18 protein-coding genes are annotated in these 24,272 nt (G+C 60.2%); 15 read left to right on the forward strand and 3 right to left on the reverse strand.

Annotated elements, in window-relative coordinates:
• The first annotated feature begins 570 nt into the window (after window positions 1-570).
• The 13 genes from BJL95_RS12855 to BJL95_RS12920 all read left to right on the forward strand — a co-directional run bounded on the left by BJL95_RS12855 (window position 571) and on the right by BJL95_RS12920 (window position 17,604).
• The gene (locus BJL95_RS12855; RefSeq protein ID WP_071158521.1) at window positions 571-1,191 is read left to right on the forward strand and encodes a pyridoxamine 5'-phosphate oxidase family protein; all 621 of its coding nucleotides are present in this window, start codon (window positions 571-573) and stop codon (window positions 1,189-1,191) included.
• Between the two features lie 78 nt (window positions 1,192-1,269).
• Window positions 1,270-2,859 (forward strand): tetratricopeptide repeat protein, encoded by a 1,590-nt coding sequence (locus BJL95_RS12860; RefSeq protein ID WP_071158523.1) that lies wholly within the window; start codon window positions 1,270-1,272, stop codon window positions 2,857-2,859.
• A 707-nt stretch (window positions 2,860-3,566) separates the two neighbouring features.
• Window positions 3,567-4,568 (forward strand): VPLPA-CTERM sorting domain-containing protein, encoded by a 1,002-nt coding sequence (locus BJL95_RS12865; RefSeq protein ID WP_071158525.1) that lies wholly within the window; start codon window positions 3,567-3,569, stop codon window positions 4,566-4,568.
• A 103-nt stretch (window positions 4,569-4,671) separates the two neighbouring features.
• Window positions 4,672-6,927 (forward strand): cytochrome c peroxidase, encoded by a 2,256-nt coding sequence (locus BJL95_RS12870; RefSeq protein ID WP_302848346.1) that lies wholly within the window; start codon window positions 4,672-4,674, stop codon window positions 6,925-6,927.
• 44 nt (window positions 6,928-6,971) lie between these two features.
• Window positions 6,972-7,733 (forward strand): hypothetical protein, encoded by a 762-nt coding sequence (locus BJL95_RS12875; RefSeq protein WP_139306259.1) that lies wholly within the window; start codon window positions 6,972-6,974, stop codon window positions 7,731-7,733.
• Between the two features lie 68 nt (window positions 7,734-7,801).
• Window positions 7,802-8,395, forward strand: a complete 594-nt coding sequence (locus tag BJL95_RS12880) for a PEP-CTERM sorting domain-containing protein (RefSeq protein WP_064025857.1) — start codon at window positions 7,802-7,804, stop codon at window positions 8,393-8,395.
• A gap of 194 nt (window positions 8,396-8,589) precedes the next feature.
• Window positions 8,590-9,480, forward strand: a complete 891-nt coding sequence (locus BJL95_RS12885; protein WP_071158531.1) for a hypothetical protein — start codon at window positions 8,590-8,592, stop codon at window positions 9,478-9,480.
• 202 nt (window positions 9,481-9,682) lie between these two features.
• A complete protein-coding gene (locus BJL95_RS12895) occupies window positions 9,683-11,536 on the forward strand; it encodes a class I SAM-dependent methyltransferase (RefSeq protein ID WP_071158535.1) in 1,854 nt (617 codons plus the stop codon).
• 493 nt (window positions 11,537-12,029) lie between these two features.
• On the forward strand, window positions 12,030-13,082 hold the full coding sequence (locus tag BJL95_RS12900; RefSeq protein ID WP_071158537.1) for a hypothetical protein: 1,053 nt from the start codon (window positions 12,030-12,032) through the stop codon (window positions 13,080-13,082).
• Entirely contained in the window at window positions 13,079-13,981 is a 903-nt protein-coding gene (locus tag BJL95_RS12905) for a hypothetical protein (protein WP_071158539.1), read from the forward strand. The genes BJL95_RS12900 and BJL95_RS12905 overlap by 4 nt, the downstream gene beginning before the upstream one ends.
• Window positions 13,982-13,993: 12 nt before the next feature.
• Window positions 13,994-16,255 carry a cytochrome c peroxidase gene (locus tag BJL95_RS12910; protein ID WP_071158541.1) on the forward strand — a complete coding sequence of 754 codons (2,262 nt, stop codon included), beginning with the start codon at window positions 13,994-13,996 and terminating at the stop codon, window positions 16,253-16,255.
• 151 nt (window positions 16,256-16,406) lie between these two features.
• Window positions 16,407-16,814 (forward strand): group III truncated hemoglobin, encoded by a 408-nt coding sequence (locus BJL95_RS12915; protein ID WP_064025871.1) that lies wholly within the window; start codon window positions 16,407-16,409, stop codon window positions 16,812-16,814.
• 34 nt (window positions 16,815-16,848) lie between these two features.
• Complete coding sequence (locus tag BJL95_RS12920; RefSeq protein WP_139306260.1) at window positions 16,849-17,604, forward strand: YkgJ family cysteine cluster protein; 756 nt, start codon at window positions 16,849-16,851, stop codon at window positions 17,602-17,604.
• A gap of 76 nt (window positions 17,605-17,680) precedes the next feature.
• Here the strand turns inward: BJL95_RS12920 and BJL95_RS12925 are convergent, their stop codons facing one another.
• The 3 genes from BJL95_RS12925 to fdhF form a co-directional block, all read right to left on the reverse strand.
• Window positions 17,681-18,727, reverse strand: coding sequence for an LLM class flavin-dependent oxidoreductase (locus tag BJL95_RS12925; protein WP_139306261.1), 1,047 nt, complete (start codon window positions 18,725-18,727; stop codon window positions 17,681-17,683).
• A 10-nt stretch (window positions 18,728-18,737) separates the two neighbouring features.
• On the reverse strand, window positions 18,738-19,361 hold the full coding sequence (locus BJL95_RS12930) for a hypothetical protein (protein ID WP_071158543.1): 624 nt from the start codon (window positions 19,359-19,361) through the stop codon (window positions 18,738-18,740).
• Window positions 19,362-19,427: 66 nt separating this feature from the next.
• On the reverse strand, window positions 19,428-22,295 hold the full coding sequence (gene fdhF, locus BJL95_RS12935) for a formate dehydrogenase subunit alpha (RefSeq protein ID WP_071158545.1): 2,868 nt from the start codon (window positions 22,293-22,295) through the stop codon (window positions 19,428-19,430).
• A gap of 539 nt (window positions 22,296-22,834) precedes the next feature.
• On the opposite strand from fdhF, the gene BJL95_RS12940 reads away from it, so the two are divergent.
• Window positions 22,835-23,098 (forward strand): formate dehydrogenase subunit delta, encoded by a 264-nt coding sequence (locus BJL95_RS12940; protein ID WP_064026665.1) that lies wholly within the window; start codon window positions 22,835-22,837, stop codon window positions 23,096-23,098.
• A gap of 325 nt (window positions 23,099-23,423) precedes the next feature.
• A complete protein-coding gene (locus tag BJL95_RS12945) occupies window positions 23,424-24,269 on the forward strand; it encodes a phosphatase PAP2 family protein (protein ID WP_071158547.1) in 846 nt (281 codons plus the stop codon).
• The last annotated feature ends 3 nt before the right edge of the window (window positions 24,270-24,272 follow it).

Raw genomic sequence — 24,272 nt, forward strand, 5'->3', positions numbered from 1 at the left:
CTTCGGCTCCGCTCAGGGAACGGACTCTTCGGCTCCGCTCAGGGAACGGACTCTTCGGCTCCGCTCAGGGAACGGACTCTTCGGCTCCGCTCAGGGAACGGACTCTTCGGCTCCGCTCAGGGAACGGACTCTTCGGCTCCGCTCAGGGAACGACCCTTCGGCTCTGCTCAGGGAACGGACTCTTCGGCTCTGCTCAGGGAACGCCCGGTGATACATTCGACTCCGTGCAGGGTACGGCCGGCGGTCCGTTCGGTTAAATTCTACTCCGTGCAGGGAAGGCCAGAAGGCCCTTTCGGTTAGATTCGACGCCATCCGGAGACGAACCGGCGAGTTCCGCGAGCGAAGGCGAACCGGTGGGATCCCTGAACGGAGTTGAACGGGCGCGTTCCCCGAGCGGAGATGAACCGGCGGGCTCCCAGATCGGAGTTGAACCGGACGGTTCCCTGTGCGGAGTTGAACCGGACGGTTCCCTGAGCGGAGTCGAAGGGAATGGCCCGGTTGGCCGAAGCCGCGAAGCTTCAACAAAAAACATCCATTATTTTCATCTTTCCGCAATCGAGGTAGATCGCCATGTCCAGAGCCTTTGCCGACATTTGTTTTACCGATTCGGTGCGCGCGGCGCAGAACCGTTACGGCAGCCGGGACGGCAATCTCGGTTTCGAAACCGCCGCCGATCCGCGCGCCGAACTTGGCGAAACCGAGCAGGCCTTCGTCGCCGAGCGCGACGGCTTTTACCAGGCCAGCGTCGGCGAAACCGGTTGGCCTTACGTGCAGTTTCGCGGCGGCCGGCCCGGCTTTCTAAAAGTGTTGGATCCACGCACGCTGGCTTACGCCGACGTGCGCGGCAACCGCCAATACATCAGCGTCGGCAACCTGGACGCGGACGGCCGGGTGGCGTTGATCTTGATGGATTACGCGGCGCGGCGCCGGTTGAAAATCTGGGGCGTGGCCCACATCGTCGAATTGGGCGCGGCCGACTGGCCGAAGGCTTTGCCAGCCGAAGCCGGCGTCGAGCGGGCCATCGTCATTGATGTAAAAGCTTACGACTGGAATTGCCCGAAGCACATCACGCCGCGTTTTACCGAAGCGCAAATCCAGCAGCGTGTCGCCGGCCTGCTAGCAGAAATCGAAGGCTTGCAAGCTGAAAACCGCCAATTGCGCGAAACTTTGGCAGCTCGCGATCGCAATTGAACAACCGGCCGGCTTTGCCGCGTCGGCGCGGTTTGCGGTATGCTGCGCGCCTCGTTTATTCGAATGCCGACAGCCGTTATGAAAGCCCCACTCAAGCAACCGCAACCGGCGGAGTTGCAAGCCATTCACCAACTATTTCAAGCCGGACAAGTCGCGTTGGCCGAGGTCCGGGCGCAAGCATTGGCCTCGGCATTTCCCAAATCGCTGCCGGCCTTGAATTTATTGGGCATGTGTCAACAGGCGCAAGGCAAATTGCGCGAGGCGGCCGCCAGCTTTCGCAAGATGATCGCGCTCGATCCCAACATCGCCGAAATTCACTTTAACCTCGGCGCGATTTACACCCAGCTTAACGACGCCAAGGGCGCGATGGCCGCCTATCGCAAGGCCTTGCAAATCAAGCCGGATTTGACGGTCGCCCACTTCAACCTCGGTGCATTGCTGCAACAGCAAAGTCAGTGGCAGGAGGCGGCGACGCATTACCGGCAGGCGGTGGAACAGCAGCCGGGTTACTTTCAGGCCTGGGCTAATTGGGGGGCGGTATTGCAAACGGTCGGCGACCTGAAAGCCGCCGAGCAGTGTTACCGCAAGGCCTTGGAAATCAACGCCGACGCGCTGGGCTATTTCAATCTCGGTACCAATCTGTACGATCAAGGCGCCCACGGCCAAGCGATCGAAGCTTTCAACCAAGCCTTACAACTGGATCCGCAATTCGCCGACGCTTGGAACGACCTGGGCGAGATTTACCGCGATCAGGCCAATATGGACGAAGCGGTGCGCTGTTATCGCGCGGCGCTGCAAGCCAACGCCGAGCACGGCCGGGCCAATTACAATCTCGGCGAAAGTTATTGCCTGGGCGGCCAGTTCGAGCAGGCGATACCGTATTTTGCCGCCTCCGATTTTGCCGATGCCCAAGAGCGGGTGCTTTTATGCCTGTATAAAACCGGCCAGTTCGATGCCTTTAAACAGTGCTTGGACCAGTTCATTGCTGAAGATCGTCATGGCTCGGTGTTGCTGGGCAGCCTGGCGACCCATTACGCCACCAATTTTCGCCAAGTGGACGCTTACGGCTATTGTCGCGACCCGATGAGGTTTGTCCGGCATACGTTTATCGAAGAATTGGCCGACCCGAATAGCGCATTGCTGAGTCAATTGTTGGACGACGTCAAACACCTGGCCATCGCCGAGCGCAAGCAGGGCCGTTTATATTACGGCATGCAATCGGCGGGGAATTTGCTGCAACGGCCGGAAGCGTCGTTCCAGCAGTTGGCGATGTTGATCCGCGCCAAAGTCAAAGCCTACCGGGACCACTTCGCCGGTAGCGACGACGCGTTGATCCGGCGCTTTCCGAAAGCTCTGGAGTTTGCCAGTTCCTGGTATTTACGGATGAATCAGGGCGGCTATCTGACTTCCCACATCCACGAGGAAGGTTGGATCAGCGGCTGCGTGTATCTGCAATTGCCGGATAAATGCGATCACCACGAAGGCAGTTTCGAATACGGCACCGATGGCGACGATTACCCGCGTCTGCACGACGACTTCCCGACCCAAATCGTCGATCAAAAAGTCGGCGATCTGGTGCTGTTCCCATCCTCGCTGTTCCACCGCACCATTCCGTTCAATTCCGACCAGGAACGCATCTGCATTGCGTTCGATATAAAGCCAGCGTGAATCGCGCGCGGCAAAACCAGGGTCGCCGGCGTCGCCGTTTGGCGAAGACAAGCAGAAGGCTAAGCGCGCGTTAGTCGTTAACCGGTTGCCGAAGCAGGCATTAGGCCGGCTCGGCTTAGCGCTTATGGCTTACTTCCGTCAGGCCGAGGGCTCGCCACTCGTCGGCGAGTCGTTGCCGAACTTTCGGCGTTTCAGGTATGGGCTTCCAAATCGCAATAAACCGACGCTGCAGCGCGACGGCGGCGTCGATTGACAGGCGAAGCGGTAAACGATCGTGAACCATACTATTTCTCAGGTATTTTCAATGAAGCCTGTTATTCAATTTGTTCGCGGCTTAACTAAAAAGCTAACGATTGAATATATGTAAAAACCTATCGCCTTAATCTGATGCCTCCCCCGTAGCCCCGATTGTCAGAGTAGCTTCCAGGCTCATGCTGGCAGTGGCTAGTCCAAAAAACCCGGATTGACAAACAATTTCGTTATAACTTATTGTGCATAACGTCGATATATTTTGACGGATATAACAAATCGAAAAAATTCTCGTCGCCAGGGTCATCTTAAATACAGGCTTTGTTTGGGACTTGGCGGCGGAACGGCATGTGGCTTCCTGCGCTTGGTACTTGGTAGAGGACTGCTGGGGACTTGGGCTAACAGCCGCGACTTTAAAAACGCACGGACCACTTTATTTGAACCAGAGGAAGAAAACCATGCAAAACCTGAAATCGATAGCTCGTACCGTCTTGGCCGCTTCGGTCATTGCACTGTCGCTGCCGGCAAGCGCCGAGGCGGATGTCATGCTGAGCGGTTACCTGAAAAGCGGTAGCCCGGCAAGTTTCAGCATCGCCGATCTGCAAGCTTTCGGCGCCGCTACGTCGGTAACGGTCGGCGGCAATACCTATACCGGCGTGTCGCTGTATAGTTATTTGAACAGCTATGTCGCCACGCAGCCTAACAGCGCGAACGGCCCGAAAAACGATCTCTTACGTGAATTTGTGGTTGCGACCGGTAATAACGGTAGCGCCGTGTACACGATGGGCAATCAGCTCGGCGGCAACTTCGGGGGAGCCCAGGACATCATTGCCTTTCAAGACAGCAACGGCGTCTTGGCCGCGCCCAGCCTGATCGCGGCCGACGGCGCCAGCGTGACCAGCCTGACCAGTTTGGATGTCGGTCATGTCGCTTGGCAGGGAACAGGGAGTGGCGGTATAGCGAATTCATTCACGGTCGGTGGTGCGGTAAGCAATCCCGGTAGCTACTCGCTGGCCAACTTACCGGGCTCGCTGACCCCGATTACGACTTTCAGCAATTTGGCGACGGGTTCGGCGACCGGATTCACCGGCGTGTCGATGTGGGATTTATTGGTGGCGTCCGGTATCTCGACCAATCCGTCATCGCTGAAAACTTCCTATGTGGTCGCGACCGCTACCGATAATTACACCGTGGTCTACTCGCTCGGCGAGATCCTGGCGCGGCAAGCTAGCGGCACGCCCGACTTGATTGCTTACGCCGACGGCATAGGCAGTGGTTTGGGCAATGCCGGGGTCTTCCGCACGATCATTCCCGGCGATACTCGAGGCGGACGCTACATGTCCAACTTGAGCAGCTTGACCGTGGTCAACGCGGTACCGTTGCCGGCCGCGGCTTGGATGATGCTGAGCGGCGTGCTGGGATTGGCATTCCAATCGCGCAAACGCGTTATAGCCGCTTAAATCCTTCGGTTCGGCGCACGCCGGACCCACGCCGATCCCTTGGTGTGCGACCGGCTACGCCGAGTCACCTGATAACTTGTAAAAACAGTCGCGAGAATTTTCCATGCGTGCCATGTATCGAATGCTTTGCGGCGGCGCTCTGCTGTCCGCCGTGATGACCTTGCAGGCCGCCGGCCCTCTACCGGTGTCGCTGCGCGGCGTGCCTCTACCACCGGTGCCCGGCCTGCTGGACGGCGCCAATCCGATCGTGGTCGATCAAACTGCCGCGATCGCCTTGGGCAAGGCGCTGTTCTGGGACCAAAACCTCGGCTCCGACGGTCAGGCCTGCGCGTCTTGCCATTTCAGCGCCGGCGCTGACGGCCGGGTCAAGAACCAGATCAATCCGGGACAAAATTCTATCCAGCCTACCGGTCAAACCTTTGATGCCTTGCCGTCCGGCGGCGGTCCCAATCACACGCTGATGGCCGAAGACTTTCCGCTGCAACGCTTCGGCAATGTCACCGACAACAGCACGCTGATTTACAACACCGACGACGTGGCCGGCTCCGCAGGCAGCTTCGGCGGCGAGTTTCAAGGCACTTCGACCTTCAGTGGTGCCAACGACCAATGCCGGCGCGGCGCCAACGAGGTGTTTAACCTCGGCCACATCGGTACCCGCAAGGTCACGCCGCGCAATGCGCCAACCGTGATTAACGCGGTGTTCAACCACCGCAACTTCTGGGACGGCCGCGCCAACAATAGCTTCAACGGCAGCAGTCCGTGGGGTCCGCGCGATCCGGATGCCGGCGTGTGGCTCAAAGTCAACGCCAGGACCGTCGTCAAACAACGCTTGAATCTGATCAACTCGGCGTTGGCCTCGCAAGCGGTGGCGCCGCCGATTTTCAACGATGTGGAAATGGGCTGCCACGGCCGCACCTGGCCGGACATCGGCCGCAAATTGCTCAATCGCCAACCGCTGCAAAGCCAGCCGGTACATCCCCAAGACAGCGTGTTGGGCGGGTTAAGCAACAGCGGCGCCGGCGATCTGAAGCCGGGCTTGAAAACCACCTACAAAAACCTGGTCATCCAGGCTTTCAACTCCCAATATTGGGCTTACAGCGGTGTCGGCAAATTCGGCGCCCCGGCCAACGGCGGTGCGGCCTACAACCAGATGGAAGCCAACTTCGCGATGTTTTTCGGTCTGGCGATTCAATTGTACGAATCGACCTTGGTATCCGACCAATCGCCGCTGGATTTAAGCCCGCTGGATGCGGCCATGATTCCGACTTGGTCCAATGTATCCGATCCGGCGCTGGTCGCGTCGCTGAAACGCGGCGTTAGTCTTTTCGTTAACAATAACTGCTCGTTGTGCCACGCCGGACCAACGCTTAGTTTGGCGGCAGTGGCGACGAACGCCGCATTGGTTGCGCCGACGCCGGGCGCCACCTTCGGCCCGCCCGCGACCCCCATCGCCTACGGCCCCAATGCCTTTGGCCCGAATAATATTGCCGCCGGCGCCGGCATCTCCCGCTATGTCAATCCGGTCACTCGCGATAATACCGGCCAGAACCTGCCGCGCCTGATGGATTTGGGCTACACCAATGTCGGCGTGACTAAGCCGGATACCGATCCCGGCGTGGCCGGCGTCGATCCCTTCGGCCAGCCGTTATCGTTCGCGGCCCAATACGTGGAATATCTGGCCGGTAATAACGCCGGGGTCTTCGATTTGCCGATCGACAACGTGCGTAGCTGCGACTTTCTGATTCCGCTGGCGGTCAACTTGAACGCTCCGCTCAGTAATATTTTCCTGCCCGGCGACGGCATCCAGGCCGACGGCAGCCGGGAAGGGGTGGCGCGCAACCAAAACTGCCGCAACGCCAATCCGGTCACGGCCTATATCCCGACCGTCGCCGCTGCTCAGGCTAACCGGAACGGTAGCAAAATGGCTGTCGCGACCAACGCCGCGTTCAAGGTGCCGACCCTGCGCAACGTCGAATTGACCGGGCCTTACATGCACAACGGTGGCATGGCGACGCTGGTGCAAGTCATCGAGTTCTACGCCAGGCACGGCAATTTCGCCAGTCCGGAATTGCACGGCGTGATCGGCCCGATCGCGGCGAATTTGGTCAACTCGCAAAACACCGACGATCTGAGTAATTTCCTGAAAGCGCTGACCGACGAACGGGTGCGCTACCAAAAAGCCCCGTTCGACCATCCGCAATTAACCGTCGCCCACGGCCACGTCGGCAACGATGTGCAAGTTGAAGCCGGCAATTCGCTGGGTGCCGATTTGGCCAAGGACGAAACGCTGACCTTGCCGGCGGTCGGCGCCGACGGCGCGGCCGTGCCGATTACCCCGTTTTTAGCGCCGTCGCCCTAAGGCTGGCCCGCGCGCGTATCGACTCCCAACATTCGGAAACCACTATGAAAACAGCGTTTTTTAGACCGCTAAACCTAGGCCTCGCATTGGCGCTAAGCCTGTGCCGGCTAAACTCCGCCCACGCGTCCGCCAGCTACGACAGCATCGTCACGCTGAGCTACTCGATCGGCATTTTGGACAGCACCAATCCCACGGCCGGCGACAGGACGGGCTTGTCCATCCTCGGAACCTACCAGCAACCTAACGACGAATTCAGCTTTTATGCCAACGCCACCGGCGACGGCACTTATCTGGCCAACAGCCCCAATCCGTCGGCAAGCGCCGTCGCCAGTCTATTCAACGGCTCGTTCGCGGTCAGCGGCAATGCCTACGACGGTAGCGTCGATACCTGGCATACCGGACAGTTCGGTTTGGAGCTCAGCAATGCCGGACCTTATAGCTACGACTTGTCGATCACCCTGGATTACGCCTTGCGTGCCGCCGTCGACGGCGCGTTTGCGACCAGCGCGATCCTGTTCGACTACTGGGACGCCGCCGACCAGCTATCCGGCTCGGATTACAGCGCGGCGGCAAGCTTTGCCGGGCAGCTACAGGATCAACAATCCGCCGCCGGCTCGGCTGTTTGGACATTCACGCTGGTACCGGGCGCTGCGGTCGGCCTTTACGCCCAGGCCGGGATCGAATCCCACCTGACTTCCACGGCGCCGGTGCCGTTGCCGGCGGCCATCTGGTTGTTCGGCGGCACCTGCTTGGGTTGGATTGGTTTTAGCCGGGCTAGGACGGCCTTTGCGACCGGCAAAGTCTAGCCGCGCACAGCTTCAGGCTTTCGTTACACCGGTTTTTTTTTAACGTTACCCAAAAAGGATGATTCATCATGAAAACTGTTAAACCCCGATCCAAAGCTTCGACCCTGGCGCTGGTTGCCGTTTTAGGCGCGGCCTCGTTCCCCGGCCAGGCCGCCATTGTCGAATATCAATTGAATTTGACCGACAAACATAACGGCGCCATCGGTAGCGGCGCCTTTATCTGGAATAGCGACAGCGAAATCATGACCTCGCTGAATTGGACCATCAACGGCCATAGCGGCTCGGTGTTGGATAGCGCCCTGGCTTCCACATACCGCAGCTACGATCCGCTGGCCAATACCTACGGCGAATTGTTCTACCGCTATTTCACCGCCCCGCAAGCCTTCCTCGTCGCCGAACTTGGCCTGACCGGCCATAGCGTCGGCATGATGCCTTACAACGTATCCAGCGATTTCTTCGGCTTCGTCGGTTTCGGCGCGGAAAAAACCAGCAGCGCCGGCACCTATCTGTTCTACGACAAAAATTGGAGCGTCAACACCGAGGGCTATCTGACCGCCACCGTGGTACCGGTACCGGCGGCGGTTTGGTTGTTTGGTGGCGCTTTGACCGGCTGGCTTGGCTTTAGTCGGCGCCGGGCCGTGATTGCGACTAGCGAGGGCTAATCGCGCGCACGGAGGATAACCGTCTCGGCCAACGGTTGGGATAGCCAAGGTCAAGGGAAGCTGCGGCCGTGCCGCGCACAAGGAAGACGCGGGGCGGGCGGCCAGGGTAGGCCGGCCAACCCGAATCCGCCGCCGTGCTCGAACGCGGCGCGATAGGCTTTTAACCGATTCAACTTTTAATCCATAGGTCATTCATGAACAGATTGCGATTCAAACAAGCCGAACTGGCGCTCGCCGTCGGGGCGGTGCTGATAGGGTACACCGGTCTGGCCGCCGCCAGCACCTTAAGCGTGGAAGCCACGGCCGACACCTTTTTGACCAACTACGCCTTACAAGCCGACTCCGACATGTCCAGCTACGGCGCGATGATGATTTCCTCGCCGCAAGCCGACTTGGTACAAGGCATCTCCCAGGTCCGCACCATGGAAAACCTGGTGTCGTATAACAGCGCCTCCATCAAGTCCGGCTTCGACAGCCAATTCGGCGCCGGCAACTGGCACGTCACCGACGTGCAACTGAAGTGGTACACCAACTTCGACGTGCAAGGCGTGCCGGCCAACAACAACCAATTCAATGTCCCGCACGCCGGTTACTTCGGCGTGTCCTATTTCAGTAACGACAGCTGGTTCAATCCCGCCACCGCCGGCCCTACCGGTTTGACCGTGAGCACGCCGAAAGTGACCTGGAATTCGGTGTACAACGGCGGCGCCTGGAGCAGTCTGTTCTCCGGCCAGCAAGCCTTGGGCACCTTTTACTATCCGACCGGTAATTCCAACGGCACCACCGACTGCGTTTCCCAACAATGCGCGCCGCGCTATTGGGATCTCAGCCTGGATGCGACCATGGTTGCCGACATCATGGCCGGCGGCTATCTGTCCTTCCACGGTTACGCCGCCGACGATCAAGTGGTTTATTTGGTTAACCAGTTGACCAAGCCCGGTGCTCATCCACAAATCTTCGTCAGCGCCGAAGCGGGTCCGGCCGCCGTGCCGCTACCCGGCGCGGCATGGTTGTTCATCGGGCCGGCGTTATCGTTCCTGGGTCTGGCCAAACGTAAGCACGCCGCCGGCTCGGTTCGCGCTTAGCGCCGTCCGACCTCCCAGCCGCCGCCATGCGCACCGTTCCGGTAACGACCCAACGCTCGAGCCGCGCCAAAACCGCCCGCCGGCGGTTTTGTTCGCGGCCCCGCGCGGCGGTCCTAGCCATCGGCGGCTCGATTTTCTCCAACCTACGGCAGCGCTTGCCGCAAGCGCTGCCGAGCTATCCCGGCCTTGAGGAGCGGCGACCATGAGCCGCAATCCGGTCTTTATCGCTTGGGACGCGGCATTCGCCGACGCCTCGCTGGCGATACGCCAACAACGTTACGCCCAGGCGCTGGCGGTGTTGCGTCCGCTAATCGGAGACGCCGCGCGCAAAGCCAAGCAGTGGCCGCCGTATCGCCACGCGCTGGCCGGCTATGCCCTGGCCCTTTATCGACACGGCGAGGTCAACGAAGCCTTGCTGCAACAAAGCCGCTTGCTACTGCTGACGCCCAACGATGCCGAAGCTCGCGGCAACTTGTTGCTGTTATTACAAACTCAAGCCATCGAATTCCCCGATTCCGCCGAATTTCGCCGGGTATTGCACGGCGTGCTCAGCCAAACCGAACTGAGCGATTACGCGGTGCCGGCCTGCCGCGCCTTGCTGGCCGACGCCGCCTTCCGCCAGGCCTTGCAACGGTTGCGCGGCGACGATGCCGAACTCATAACCGCCTTGCGCCAGGGCCGCTTGCGTCCGCTGCTGCAAGCGCCGTTATTGCAATTGCTGCTGCGTAACACCTTGATACCGCTGCCTGACTTCGAACTGGCCTTGCGCCGCCTGCGCAAGGCGCTGTTGATGCACTACACCGCTGACCCGCACCGCCCGCCGCAAACCGGCAAGGCCGACTGGGACTTCATCGCCGCGCTGGCGCAGTATCAATGGCTTACCGAATATGCCTACGCCGAAGACCCGGAAGAAAGCCAACGGCTGGCCGCGCTGGCTCTTCAGCTGCAAGCCGGCCGCGATCGTCCGGCCGAACCCGCCTGGCAAGCGGCGCTGACTTATTTTGCGTTGTACCGCTCCGGTCTGGAATTAGCCGATAGTCGGTCACTGTTTTGCCAATCCGCCGTCAGTTGGAAGCCCCATCTGCAAGCTCTGGTTCGCGAATGGCAAGCCTGTTTGCACGAGCGCACATTGGCGGCAACCGTCGAACGCCTCACCGACATCGCCGACCCGGTGTCCGAACAAGTCCGCCGTCAATACGAAGAACATCCCTTTCCGCGCTGGCGGCAAGACCCGCAAGCCCGCCAAGTGCAAAGCGCCGGCCAATGGCTGCGCGGCCTTGCCCCCGATTTGGCGCTGTCCGCCGATTTCGACGGCGACATCGCGGTACTGACCGCCGGTTGCGGCACCGGCCTGGAACCGATTTCGCTAACCCGGCAAATTCGTATCGGCCGTTATCTGGCGCTGGATCTCAGCCGAGCCAGCCTGAGCTATGCCCTGCGCATGGCCGGCGAACTGGGCCTGCGAGACCGCATCGATTTCAAACAAGCCGACCTGACCCGGCTCGACGGCTACCCGGAACGTTTCGACCTGATTACCGCCAGCGGCGTGTTGCACCACCTGGCCGAACCGCTGCACGGCTGGCGCATCCTCTGCAATCTATTGAAGCCCGGCGGGGTGATGCTGGTCAGTTTATACAGCGAAGCGGCGCGGCGGCCGGTAGACGCCGCCCGGCAACTGATCGCCGCCAACGGTTGGCAAGCGGAGCCGGATCGCATGCGCCAACTGCGCCAAGCCATACTCGCCGGCGACTACCCGGAACTCGCGCCGCTGTTGCAATGGCGCGACTTTTACAACCTCGGCATGTTCCGCGACTTGGTGTTTCACGCTTGCGAGCATCGCTACACGCTGCCGCAAATCGCCGCGCAACTGCGACAACTCAATTTGCGCTTCATTGCCATGCGCGGCCTGCCGCCGGCCTTGAACGCCTTGTACCACGCCGACTATCCGCACGACCCTAACGGCAGCGACTTGGCCAATTGGGCTAGCTTCGAAGCCCGCCATCCAAACGCCTTTCGTTCGATGTACGGATTGTTGCTGCAAAAACCGCCGCCGTGACCAAGCGGGCCAGCTTGCGGAACCGACGCACGAGGCTCCTCAACGCGGATTTGTCCCCTACCTCGGGAAGAGCGCTAGGAAGAGGAGGAATCAATGGCGTTGGTGGCTGAAAACCTCGGCAGCGAAAACCGGGGTGTGGGGAAAGAAAAGGCATTTCGACCGGATCAAGGAGGGGATTGGCGATGGTTAGCCAACCGGGAACCAGCGTTGATCGGCTCTTGCTGGATTGCCGGGTTTTGCGGGTGCTCATTGCCGTCATACCGGCGCGGACCGCCGGTGTCCAGCACGCAAGGATGTGAAGGGCTTGCGCTTATGGGTTCCGGCATCCCGTTGTGCCCTATAGGTAGGCCGAACGACGTGTTTTCCGTTAACTCAATGGTCGCCGTTCCGCTTTGCGATTGGAAGGCTCGAAAAGGTACGCGCTTGGATGATTCCGCAGTTTTATGCCCGTTAGCTAATTGGCGGAAATTTTAATCAATCGATGAGGAAACTTATGCAACATAAGCTGTTTAAACAATCCGCCTCGGCAACGCTGGCGGCGTTGCTGGCCGGGCCGTTCGGCGCCGCCAGTGCCGGGACGTTGAGCGTAGATTCGGTCGCCGATACCTATCTGAACAGCGATCCCGTGCTGTCCAATCGGGATTGGTCCAATTTCGGGGCGATGGGGATTTCGGCGAATCTGGCCAATCCGGCAAAGGGCATGACCACGCCCAGAACCATGGACGCGCTGATTGCTTACGACACGGCGGCGATCAAATCCGGTTTCGATGCCGAATTCGGCGCCGGCAACTGGCACGTCACCGACGTCAAGGTGAAGTGGTATTCCAATTACGACATCCTCGGCGTGGCCCCTACCAACCCTCAGCTGAATGTACCGGCCGCCGGTGCGTTCCATATTTCGTTGTTGACCGATAACGGCTGGTTCGACGCGGCCAGTGCCGGCGACAAGGGTTTTGCCAATACCGATTTGAATTGGGATTCGGTGTTCGGTGCCGGCGGCAAGTACGGCAAATTGCTGGATGGCGCGCAAGTGCTGGGCACCTACAGCTACGGCGGCGGCAATTTCAACGGCGGTAACAATTGTCTGAACGAGGTCTGCGCGCCGCGTTTCTGGGATTTGGGCGCCAATGCCGATCTGTACGACAGCATCGCCAACGGCGGCTTCGTATCGCTGTTCGGTTCGGCGGCGGACAGCAACGTGAGCTACATCGTCAGCCAACGCAGCGCCGCCGGCGCGCATCCGCAATTGTTCGTCAGCGCGGCGGCGGGCGTTGCCGCCGTGCCGCTGCCGGCCGGGCTTAGTCTGTTTTTGAGCGGGGGCTTGTCCCTACTGGGAATCGGCCGTCGCCGTGGGCCGCTGGTGCCGAGCAAAGTCCAAGTAGGACCGGCCCACAACGCGCCCACCCTCTGGGCGAACGAAAAATCCCGCTCGCCCTTCGACAAGGCTCTCCCGAGCGCTGCCGAAGGGCTGAGGACGAACGGGGTGTTGTATAGACCAACCGCGCTTTCTAGGATCATTTCAAACACGTTGGAGCGATGCTCATGAACCTACTTTCCCTTCGCCGCGCCGCGCTGGCGGCCAGCTTGGCCGTGATATTCGCCGGCCAAACCGGAACCGCCTCGGCCTCAACCACGCTGAACATCGACGCGGTCGCCGACACCTTCATTTCCAGCGACCCGGACTACGCCGACCGCGATATGTCGGCGTTCGGGGCGATGCAGATTTCCGCCGACTTGCCGGACTACGTGCAGGGCATCATGTACCCGCGTACCTTGGATTTACTGGTGGCTTACGATACGGCGGCGATCAAGGCCGGCTTCGATAGCCAATACGGTGTCGGCAACTGGCATGTCACCGACGTGCGGGTCAAGTGGTACACCAATTTCGACATCCTCGGCGTGCCCGCGCACAATCCGCAGTTCAACGTGCCGGCCGCCGGGGCTTTCAATATTTCGCTGCTCGCGAACAATGGCTGGTTCGATAAACAGGCGGCCGGCCCGTTGGGCTTGGCCAATAACGATTTGAACTGGAATTCGGTGTTCGGCGCCGGCGGCAAGTACGCTAACTTGCTGGACGGTATCCAAACCTTGGGCACCTACAGCTATACCGGCGGCGATTTCAACGGCACCAACAATTGCAGCAACGACGTTTGCGCGCCGCGCTTCTGGGATTTGGGCGACAGCGCCGATCTGCTGAACATCGTCGCCGGCGGCGGCACCGTGTCGCTGTTCGGTTCGGCGGCGGACGCCAATGCCACCTATCTGGTCAATCAGCTCACCAAGCCGGGCGGACATTCGCAAATTTTCGTCAGCGCGGAGGCCGGCCCCGCCGCGGTGCCGTTGCCGGCCGGCGTTTGGTTGTTCCTGAGCGGCGCTTTGCCGTTAATGGCCGGTTGGCGGAGCCAATCCGCCGGCCGCGTTCTTGCGGTTCGAGACGACGATTAAAGCGAGGCGGTCATGCGAGTCATTCCTTTAGTCATGTTGGCCGGCGCTTTGTTGGCGGCACAAGCGGCGCTGGCGATAGGCCCGGTGCCGGTATCCTTGCGCAACGTGCCGATACCGCCGGTGCCGGGCCTGCTGGACGGCGCCGCGCCCATCGTCGTCGATAAAAACGCCGCGATCGCGTTGGGCAAGGCCTTGTTCTGGGATCGGGAGGTCGGCAGCGACGGTCAGGCCTGCGCGTCCTGCCATTTCCACGCCGGCGCCGACGGGCGGGGCAAAAATCAGCTCAATCCTGGTGGGAACAGTGTCCATGCTAGCGGCCGGACATTCGATACCCTGCCTTCCGGTGGCGGCGGTCCGAATCACACGCTCAGCCTGGACGACTTTCCGTTGCATCAATTCAGCAATCCGGCCGACAACACCAGCCGGGTGGTGTTCAGCAGCGACGACGTGGTCGGCTCCGCCGGCAGTTTTAGCGGGCAATATCAAAGCGTATCGCAATTCGGTTCCGCCAACGATCGATGCGCGCGCTCCGCCGATCCGCTGTTCAAGGTCGGTTCGGTCGGTACCCGGCAAACCACGGCCCGCAACGCGCCCAGCGTGATCAACGCGGTGTTCAACCACCGCAGTTTTTGGGACGGCCGCGCCAATAATATTTTCAACGGCAGCAGCCCGTGGGGCGAGCGCGATCCGGACGCCGGCGTCTGGGTGAAAATGAATGCCAAAACCGTCGCCAAGCAACGGCTGCACTTGGTCAATGCTTCGTTGGCCTCGCAGGCGGTCGCGCCGCCGACCAACAGCGCCGAAATGAGCTGCGACGGCCGACATTGGCAGGACATAGGCCGCAAGGTGTTGTCGCGGCAAGTGTTGCGCGACCAACTGGTGCATCCCCAGGATAGCGTGTTGGGCGCGATGAGTCTGGCCGCGAACCGGAAGCCGGGCTTGAATACGACTTACCGCAATCTGGTCACCCGCGCCTTCGCTCCGCGCTATTGGTCCTACGCCGGCACCGGTCCGTTCGGCGCGCCGGCCGGCGGCGGCTTGCCTTACAACCAGATCGAGGCCAATTTCGCGATGTTCTTCGGTTTGGCCATACAGTTGTACGAATCGATCTTGATCTCCGACCAGGCGCCGTTCGATCTCAGCCCGATCGACGCCAACATGAAACCGACCTGGAGCAACGTTGCCGCCGCCACGCAGGCGGAAACCCAGACCTTGGTGGCCTCGTTAAAAAACGGCGTGGAATTGTTCGTGAACAATCATTGCAATCTATGCCATGCCGGCCCGGCGTTTAGTTTGGCGGCGGTGGCGGCCAATGCGGCGTTGTTGACGCCGACGCCCGGCGCCAGCTTCGGTCCCCCGGATACGCCAATCGCGTTCGGTCCGAATGCCTTCGGCCCGTTCGGCGCCGCCGCCAAGGGCGGCATCAATCGCTACGGCAATATCGTCACCCGCGACACGAACATTCAGCAGTTACCGAAATTCATGGACTTGGGCTACGCCAATAACGGCGCCGTCGATGTGGAAGACGATCCCGGCGTCGGCGGCACGGACGATTTCGGTAATCCCTTGTCCTATAGCACGCAATATGTCGAGTATTTGTTGGGCAACGCGACGGGCTTGCTCGATCCGGGCGTAAACAGCATCCGCGCCTGCGATTTTATCAGCCCGCTGGCCTATAACGTTGCGGTGAATCTGCCCAATGTATTTTTGCCTAGCGACGGCTTGCAGGCCGACGGTAGCCGCGAAGGCGTGTTGCGCAATCAAAACTGCACGAATGCGGTGACGGCTTATATCCCCACTCCGGCCGCCGCGCTAGCCAATTTGTCCGCCAGTAAAATGGCCGTGGCAACCCACGGCGCGTTCAAAGTGCCGACCTTGCGCAACGTGGAATTGACCGGCCCTTATATGCATAACGGCGGCATGGCGACTCTACGGCAAGTGATCGAGTTTTATAGCCGGCACGGCAATTTCAGCAGCGATAGTCTGCATTTTCATCTGGCCGGTTTTTCGACGTTGACGACGACGGAACAAAATGTCACCGATCTGACTAACTTTTTGCTCTCGTTGACCGACGAGCGGGTCAGATACCAAAGGGCGCCGTTCGATCATCCTCAGCTCACCGTTGCCCACGGCCACCTCGGCGGCGACCTGCAAGTCCAAGCCGGCCACGTCTTGGGCGCAAACTTGGGCAAAGACGAGCTGCTGGCGATTCCGGCGGTCGGCGCCAACGGCTCTTCGGCACCGATCGCCCCATTTTTGGATCCGCGACCATGACCGACCGAAATGAGCAAGGTAATAGAGCGAACCCTTGCCATCAACGCCGGCGCCGTTTTCAGGAGAACGGGCCGCGAGCTAGACGCTTATCCGCCTTGGGTGCCGGCGCGGAGGGTGTGAATGCAGTTACGATTATTGGGAGGAGCTTGTCATGCAAAACGAAGATTTAATCGCGACCGAGAGCCAGATCGCCGATCTGGTACGGGTGTTTTACGAGCGGGCCAGCGCCGACTCGCGCCTGAAAGGTATTTTTGACGGCGTCATTGACGATTGGGACGCCCATCACCGAGTCGTCGAGAACTTTTGGTCGCGCACCCTGCTGGCTACCGACCGTTACCACGGCAGCCCGTATCCGGTGCATGCGCGCTTACCCATACAAATCGAAGACTTCGATATTTGGCTGGCGTATTTTCGGCCCGTTGCCCGGGAAGTACTGCCGCCGGCGGCGGCCGAGCAAGCCATCGCTCGCGCCGAACACATGGCGGAGAGTTTCAAGACCGGGATGTTTTTCGACTACACCCCGGCTAAAACCACGTCATGCCTGAAACCGGGCGATTGAGGCGACGGACGATGGACGCCGTAAAGGAGCAGGCATGCGGACTGAAGACGCTTTAGGCTTTTACGCGGCCCAGGCTCAAGCCTTTGCCGAGACGCTGGCCCGCTTTCGCGGCGGCGATTTGATCGGCGCGATATTGACCCAAGCGTTTTCCAGTTTCGACGGCAACGTCGGGTTCGAGGCCGGCGATTATCCGCCGGTCGATTGCGACAAGGGCTGCGCTACCTGCTGCACGTTGCGGGTCACCGCGACCGCACCGGAAGTGCTGTTAATCGAACGCTTTATTCGCCACGGTCAAGCGCGCGGCCGGGAATTGAATTTGGCGAAACGGGTGGTCAAGGCCAATGCGGAAACCGCCGGTCTGGACGAGGCCCGGCGGGTGGCCTTGCGTCGGCGCTGCCCGTTTTTGGAACGCGGCGTGTGCATGATTTATCCGGTTCGGCCCTTGGCCTGCCGCGGCCATGCTTGCTACGACCGCAAGGCTTGCGTCGACGCGGCGAAAGGGCGGATTACCGAAATACCTTATTCCGAGCCGCATCGTCAGTTTCGAAGTTTGATTCAAAACGCCTTGCAGTCGACGTTACGCGACGCCGGCTACGGCTGGGGTTTGTATGAGCTGAATCAAGCCGTGACCCTGGCGCTGGCGGATGCCTCGAATTTGGATCTCTGGTTGGCCGGCGAAAATTTGTGGCGCGGCGATTGGCGACGTGGCGCCGGCGGACATGGCCGCTGCCTTCGATCGCTTAAAGCGGATGACGGAGTAGTTGTTTGGCCTGGCTGCGCCGGGTGTTGAGCGGATTTATGGCGGAGAATCCTTGAGCGTCAGTTGCTGGGCCGCAGGTACCGAGCAATAGACGGCCTTCGCCGTATCAGACCGTGGTCAGGTCGAGATGCCCGGCGATCAAGCTCAATGCGGCGCGGTTGGCGAGCGGATCGTAGGAAGCGGGTTTCAAGATCAAGGTATGCGGACCCAGCGCGTCGTGCAAGGCTCTGATTTTATCCAGACATTCCTCGGCGTCGCCGACGATGGCGTTCGCCAGGATGCGTTCCTCGGCAAACGCTTCGGCTTCGACGCCGAACGGCAGCTCCGCCGATCCGCTTTGCGCGGCGCGTTGGATTGCCGCGCCCATGTTGCGGGCGAAATCGCGGACGAAGGGCAAGGCGGCGTCGATCGCCGCGCGCCGATGTTCGGCGCAAAAAAAGTAACGCGACAGTACGAAGGGCGGCGCGGTTCGCGCGGCGCGGGCGCGGTAGGCCGCCAGCGCGGTATGTAGCTTTTCGACCGGTGCGGCCGACGCCCCCATCAGTCCGTAACCGCGCGTGGCGGCCAGCGCGATACTTTCCGGCGACAGGGCGGCTAGCCAGATTGGAATTCGGGATTGCCTTGGGCGAGGGTAGATCGACACTTGTTGGTAGCGGTAATAACGGCCGTCGAAATCGACGTTCTCTTCGGTCAGCAATTTCTCCAGCAAAAGCGCGCCCTCCAACAAGCGCTCGCGGCTCGTCGCCTGATCGACGCCGAAATGTTGAAATTGCAGCGGAAACGGTCCGCCGCGCGCGACGCCTAACAGCAAGCGGCCGCCGGAGAGCGCATCGACGGTGGCGGCGTCTTCGGCAACTTGCAAAATATCGCGTATCGGCAGCAGTACCGCCGCGCTGCCGAGCCGGATCGTCGTGGTGGCGGCCGCCAGATAGCTCAAAAGCGGAAAGATCGCCGCGCTGACGCTGAAGGGGTTGAAATGGTGCTCGGTGATCCAGGCTTCGGCGAATCCCAGGCGTTCGGCATGCTGGACCGTCAGCACGCTTTCCCGCAGGGCTTCGGCACAGAAACCGCCGCCCGGATTCTCGAAATTGGCGAATAGGCCGAAGCGCATGGCTTGTTGATCGGCGGACGTCGAAAGCGGTTCGGTGTTCACGGCCAATCCGTTAGACGGCGACGGCCGCGACCCGTCGTTGCAAAGCCAGAGCGTCGGCCAATTCGGTGGCCGCGCCGGCCAGTGGGATGCGGCGCGGCGCCGCGCGCATCGTGCGCCGGTTGATCACGCGTATCGACAACGATTCCACCCAATTCCAGTATTCCTCTCTAACCTCGTCCGGAAAACCGACGTCGTCGAAGGCCGACAACAGTTGCGCCAGCCAAATCTCGCGGGCCAGTTCGTCTATCGTAAACGGAAAATGCCGGGAGCGCATGCAGGTATGACCGTGGTTGGCGGTAAACAAGGCCGGACCGCCGGTCGCTTCGACGATGAAATCGGCGGTTTTTTCGACGCCGGCCGCGAAGCGCGCGGGATCTTTCGGAAACAAATGTCCGATCGGCGTATTCAACAAGCGTTGGTGATGGCGGCGGACCAATGCTCTGAGCAGGCTTGCGCCGGCCACTTCGAAAACCCGCCGGGACGGAAACGGCACGGCCGGAAACTCCAGGCCGGTGGAAGCCGGCTTCCAGCGCACCTCGTCACCGACCTCCATCGGGCCGGAGGCGGCATGGCAATCGGCGTTCGACTCGCCGGCGGGTGCCGGCGACTTTGAATCAAAGTCGGATGCGGTCATGGTCTGTCTCCTGGGTAAGTGGGTGCGCCGACGCTTAGCGCTGGCGAACGCCGGTCTTCGCACGGTTTAGCCGTCGGCCGACGCTTTGGGGCGTTTCAAGAAGTTTTCCTGCGCGGTTCGAAATTGCAGATAGCGTTGCTGCCATTCAGAAGGCAACGCGACTTTAACGACCTGCACCGCGGTGACCTTGAATTCCGGGCAGTTAGTGGCCCAGTCGGAGTTGTCGGTGGTGATGACGTTGGCGCCGGAAAACGGGTGGTGGAAAGTGGTGTAGACCACGCCGGGCTGCACCCGGCTCGAGACTTTGGCGTGCAATACCGTTTCGCCGGCCCGGCTTTGGATGCCGACCCAATCGCCGTCGACGATGCCGCGTTCCTCGGCGTCGTGCGGATGGATTTCCAGGATGTCTTCCGGATGCCAGGCGGTATTCTTGGTGCGCCGGGTTTGGGCGCCGACGTTGTACTGCGACAGAATCCGACCGGTGGTCAAAATCAGCGGGAAACGGCGGGTGACTTTTTCGTCGGTGGCGACGTATTCGGTGGTCATGAAGCGGCCCTTGCCGCGCACGAAACCGTCGATGTGCATCGTCGGCGTACCGTCGGGGGCACTGTCGTTGCAGGGCCACTGAATGCTGCCCATTTGTTCCAATTTTTGGTAGCTGACGCCGTTGAAAGTCGGCGTCAGCGCGGCGATCTCGTCCATGATTTGCGACGGATGATCGTAGTGCATCGGGTAGCCCATCGCGTTAGCCAGCATCATCGTCGCTTCCCAATCGCCGTATCCGCCCAGCGGCGCCTTGACCTTGCGTACCCTGGAAATCCGCCGTTCGGCATTGGTGAAGGTGCCGTCCTTTTCCAGGAACGACGCGCCGGGCAACAGTACGTGAGCGAATTTGGCGGTCTCGTTCAGGAACAAGTCCTGCACGACGATGCATTCCATCGCCCGCAGTGCGGCTTCGACGTGTTGGGTGTTCGGGTCGGATTGGGCGATGTCTTCGCCCTGGCAATATAGACCCTTGAAGGCGCCGTCGAACGCGGCTTCGAACATGTTCGGAATGCGCAGGCCGGGTTCGTTTTGCAGTTCCACGCCCCAGGCTTGTTCGAACGTGGCGCGCGCCGCATCGTTGGAGACGTGGCGGTAGCCGGGCAATTCGTGCGGGAAGGCGCCCATGTCGCAGGAGCCTTGCACATTGTTTTGGCCGCGCAACGGATTCACGCCGACGCCGGGCCGGCCGATGTTGCCGGTCGCCATCGCCAGGTTGGCGATGGCGATGACCATCGTCGAGCCCTGGCTGTGTTCGGTCACGCCCAAACCGTAATAAATCGCGCCGTTGCCGCCGCTGGCGAACAAGCGCGCGGCGCTGCGTACCTGTTCGGCGGGCACGCCGGTAATCGCCGCCGTTTCTTCCGGCGAGTGGCGCGGGTCCAGAATGAAGTCCTTCCATTTGGCGAATTCCTGGCTGTCGCAACGCTGGTCGATAAAAGCTTCGTCGTACAAACCTTCGCCGACAATAACGTGCGCCAGCGCATTCGCCATCGCCACGTTGGTGCCGGGGCGCAGTTTGAGATGGAAATCCGCCTTGATGTGGGCGGAGTCGACCAGATTGATTTCGCGCGGATCGACGACAACCAGTTTGGCACCTTGGCGCAGGCGGCGCTTCAATTGCGAGCCGAACACCGGATGGCCGTCGGTCGGGTTGACGCCGATCAGCATCACCACGTCGGCATCCATCACCGAATCGAAGCTCTGGGTGCCGGCCGAGGTACCGAAGGTCGCGCTCAAGCCATAACCGGTCGGCGAATGGCACACTCGCGCGCAAGTGTCGACGTTGTTATTGCCGAACGCTGCCCGCACCAGTTTCTGTACCAGATAATCCTCTTCGTTGGTACAGCGGGACGATACCAGGCCGCCAATCGCGTTTTTGCCGTATTTGGCCTGGATGGCTTTGAATTTGTCCGCCGCAAACTGAATGGCCTGTTCCCAACTGGCCTCCCGCCACGGATCGGTGATTTTCTCGCGAATCATCGGCTTGGTCAGCCGGTCGGGATGATTGGCGTAACCCCAGGCGAAGCGGCCCTTGACGCAGGCGTGGCCGTGGTTGGCGTGGCCGTTCTTATTCGGAAACAGGTTGACGACCTGGTCGCCCTTGACCTCGGCGACCAGCGAACAGCCGACGCCGCAATAAGCGCAAGTCGTGACGATGTGATCGTCGGTCTGGCCGTGTTCGATCAGCGTCTTTTCCATCAAGGTCGCGGTCGGGCAGGACAATACGCAGGCGCCGCAGGATACGCATTCCGAATCCAGAAACGGTTGATTTTGTCCCGCCGATACCCGCGATTCGAAACCGCGTCCGTCTATCGTCAATGCAAATGTGCCCTGGATTTGTTCGCAGGCACGCACGCAACGGTTGCAAACGATGCATTTGGACGGGTCGTAACTGAAATAGGGGTTGGATTCGTCCTTGGTCAGCGATAAATGGTTGTGGCCTTCGTAGCCGTAACGCACTTCGCGCAAGCCGACCCGGCCGGCCATGGTTTGCAATTCGCAGTGGCCGTTGGCCGGACACATCAGGCAATCCAGCGGGTGGTCGGAAATATACAGTTCCATCACACCGCGCCGAATGTTGGCGAGTTGCGGCGTTTGAGTCTTGACCACCATGCCGGCTTCGGCCGGCGTGGTGCAAGATGCCGGATAGCCGCGCCGGCCTTCGACCTGGACCAGGCAGAGGCGGCAGGAGCCGAATGGTTCCAGGCTTTCGGTCGCGCATAACTTGGGAATTTCGATACCGGCCATCGCGGCGGCGCGCAATAGAGAGGTGCCTTGCGGCACGTTGATTTTGACCAGATCGATTTCCAGTTCCACCAGCGTGTCCGAGATTTTTGCCGGCGTGCCGAAATCGCCGCCGCAGCCGCAATTACCGCATTGATGCGTCATCGAGTGTTCTCCAAAGCGTTTTCCGGACTGAGGTCCGGGTTATGTAGATCGAAATAGGTCGTTGCCCGCCGGATTCGAAACGAGCGAGACCGGCTGGGTGGGTGCTTATCCATGGAGCGAGGTGGGATGTGCTTATGGATATATCGTTTAGTATATATCGTATGATCGCGCGCATCTACGAATGGGCGGTTTTACTCGCAAATCGATCCGCTGAGCGCGGCTGCCGAGATTCACGCGGCGCCTATTAGTCCATGGAGGTGGGTGGATTCTATAAAAATATATAAAAAATAATTATTTACTGTTGATTGTTTCCAGTTGTGAGCCTGTTTTTAGCCGACGATTTGTTGAAAACTCGGACAGAAGTCTGTCGGGTTTCGGTTATTTTTTACTCGTTGCGAATAGTAAATTTCCTAAATGTAATGGCTGAATCCCAATGTATTCTCTGGTTCGGTTGGTCTGAGTATGCGTATAATCGTCTAACGATATATCTTAATTGATATAAAGACTTGTAGTCGCACACGCCGGGAGGATAGAAAACCATGCAACATCGCATCTACGAACGGTTGATTTCGGCGCCGGCGCCGACGAAAACGCTGGAGCAACTACTCAACAATCTGAACGACGTGGGCCGGTTTTACGAAGCCTATCCGGAAGAAGAGGCCGTTCAGGGATTGGTGTCGCACATGAGGGAGTTCATGGCGCCCAGTTTGCGCCGCCAAGTCGTCGCGCATCTGAGTCATGGTGGCGTCGGGATGAAAACGATCGTGCGCACGGCGGTCAGACGACTGAAGGAATTGACTTGATGCATGTGACGTACGTTTTCGATGTGAGCCCCTGCGAATCAACCGCGCGCGATCGGGTTGGCAAACTGCGACATCGATAGCGGGCACAGCACGCAGCCGGATCGCCGACTCGAACGCCGCGAGTCGGGTTTACCCTGTCGTTTGGAAAGCGGTTCCAGGGCCAGCCTTGCTTCAAGACATCGCGTCGCGAAGCGCCCCGCCGTTAAGGTTACCGTTCGAGAGCCGACGATTTTGCCGAACAGGGAATTGTCTTCTATGCTGCATGCGGAGCAATCAGTCGTTGCATTCTTCATCAGCCCACCACTCGGTGACCGGGAGTCAGTCCATGCGGAACAGAACTTATCAAATTTGGGGACGGCTGTTTGCCGTTTTGTGCTTAAGCGGCGCGTTGCAGGATGTGTTGGCGGATGCCGGCGCGACGCCGATTCCGCCGGAAATCGGCGGCAATAGAGACCGTGGCTATTTGCCGACCAACGCGATCCCGGACAGCTTGGGTTTGTTGCCGCTACCGCCGGCGGACGGGTCGGCGAGTTTTGCGTTGGATTTGATCTACGCCCAGAAAAGCTTTGCGTTGCGAAATACGCCTGCCTGGGCGTTGGCGATACAGGATGCCGACCTGAGTTTCCCGAATGCCGCGAGCGCCTATGCCTGCGCGCTGGGCGTGCCGGTGGACGAGCAACATACCCCCCATTTGGTGAAGCTGTTGAAGAAGGTCAAGCAGGACGCGGGCGCGGCCACCGGCGCGGCAAAGGATAGATACAAACGTCCCCGGCCGTTCATGGTCAACGACGCCCGGTTTTGCACGCCGGACGATCGCGCCCGTCTGGAGGCCGGCGGTTCCTATCCGTCCGGACACAATGCCATCGGCATGGCTTGGGGCTTGATTTTGGCCGAACTGGTTCCCGCGCGGGCCGATGCGATTCTAGCCCGCGCCCAGGCTTTCGGATTAAGTCGGGTGGTCTGTAACGTACATTGGTATAGCGATACTGTATGGGGACGCTACCTGGGCGCGTATACGGTCGCTAAGCTCCATGCCGATCGTCATTTTCAGGACGATTTGAGTCAGGCGAAAGACGAATTGGACGATTTGAGCGAGGAGGCCGTGGCGCCGAACCGCGATTGCGTCGCGGAACGGGCCGGCATCGAAGCGCAGAAGCCGTTAACTCAGTAAGAT

This window comes from Methylomonas sp. LWB (genome assembly GCF_001856095.1).
Classification (GTDB): Bacteria; Pseudomonadota; Gammaproteobacteria; order Methylococcales; family Methylomonadaceae; genus Methylomonas; species Methylomonas koyamae_A.

Excerpts from the sequence above, each read along its gene's own strand:
- BJL95_RS12855 (WP_071158521.1), top strand. The coding sequence starts at position 571 with ATGTCCAGAGCCTTTGCCGACATTTGTTTTACCGATTCGGTGCGCGCG.
- BJL95_RS12860 (WP_071158523.1), top strand. The coding sequence starts at position 1,270 with ATGAAAGCCCCACTCAAGCAACCGCAACCGGCGGAGTTGCAAGCCATT.
- BJL95_RS12865 (WP_071158525.1), top strand. The coding sequence starts at position 3,567 with ATGCAAAACCTGAAATCGATAGCTCGTACCGTCTTGGCCGCTTCGGTC.
- BJL95_RS12870 (WP_302848346.1), top strand. The coding sequence starts at position 4,672 with ATGCGTGCCATGTATCGAATGCTTTGCGGCGGCGCTCTGCTGTCCGCC.
- BJL95_RS12875 (WP_139306259.1), top strand. The coding sequence starts at position 6,972 with ATGAAAACAGCGTTTTTTAGACCGCTAAACCTAGGCCTCGCATTGGCG.
- BJL95_RS12880 (WP_064025857.1), top strand. The coding sequence starts at position 7,802 with ATGAAAACTGTTAAACCCCGATCCAAAGCTTCGACCCTGGCGCTGGTT.
- BJL95_RS12885 (WP_071158531.1), top strand. The coding sequence starts at position 8,590 with ATGAACAGATTGCGATTCAAACAAGCCGAACTGGCGCTCGCCGTCGGG.
- BJL95_RS12895 (WP_071158535.1), top strand. The coding sequence starts at position 9,683 with ATGAGCCGCAATCCGGTCTTTATCGCTTGGGACGCGGCATTCGCCGAC.
- BJL95_RS12900 (WP_071158537.1), top strand. The coding sequence starts at position 12,030 with ATGCAACATAAGCTGTTTAAACAATCCGCCTCGGCAACGCTGGCGGCG.
- BJL95_RS12905 (WP_071158539.1), top strand. The coding sequence starts at position 13,079 with ATGAACCTACTTTCCCTTCGCCGCGCCGCGCTGGCGGCCAGCTTGGCC.
- BJL95_RS12910 (WP_071158541.1), top strand. The coding sequence starts at position 13,994 with ATGCGAGTCATTCCTTTAGTCATGTTGGCCGGCGCTTTGTTGGCGGCA.
- BJL95_RS12915 (WP_064025871.1), top strand. The coding sequence starts at position 16,407 with ATGCAAAACGAAGATTTAATCGCGACCGAGAGCCAGATCGCCGATCTG.
- BJL95_RS12920 (WP_139306260.1), top strand. The coding sequence starts at position 16,849 with ATGCGGACTGAAGACGCTTTAGGCTTTTACGCGGCCCAGGCTCAAGCC.
- BJL95_RS12930 (WP_071158543.1), bottom strand. The coding sequence starts at position 19,361 with ATGACCGCATCCGACTTTGATTCAAAGTCGCCGGCACCCGCCGGCGAG.
- fdhF (WP_071158545.1), bottom strand. The coding sequence starts at position 22,295 with ATGACGCATCAATGCGGTAATTGCGGCTGCGGCGGCGATTTCGGCACG.
- BJL95_RS12940 (WP_064026665.1), top strand. The coding sequence starts at position 22,835 with ATGCAACATCGCATCTACGAACGGTTGATTTCGGCGCCGGCGCCGACG.
- BJL95_RS12945 (WP_071158547.1), top strand. The coding sequence starts at position 23,424 with ATGCGGAACAGAACTTATCAAATTTGGGGACGGCTGTTTGCCGTTTTG.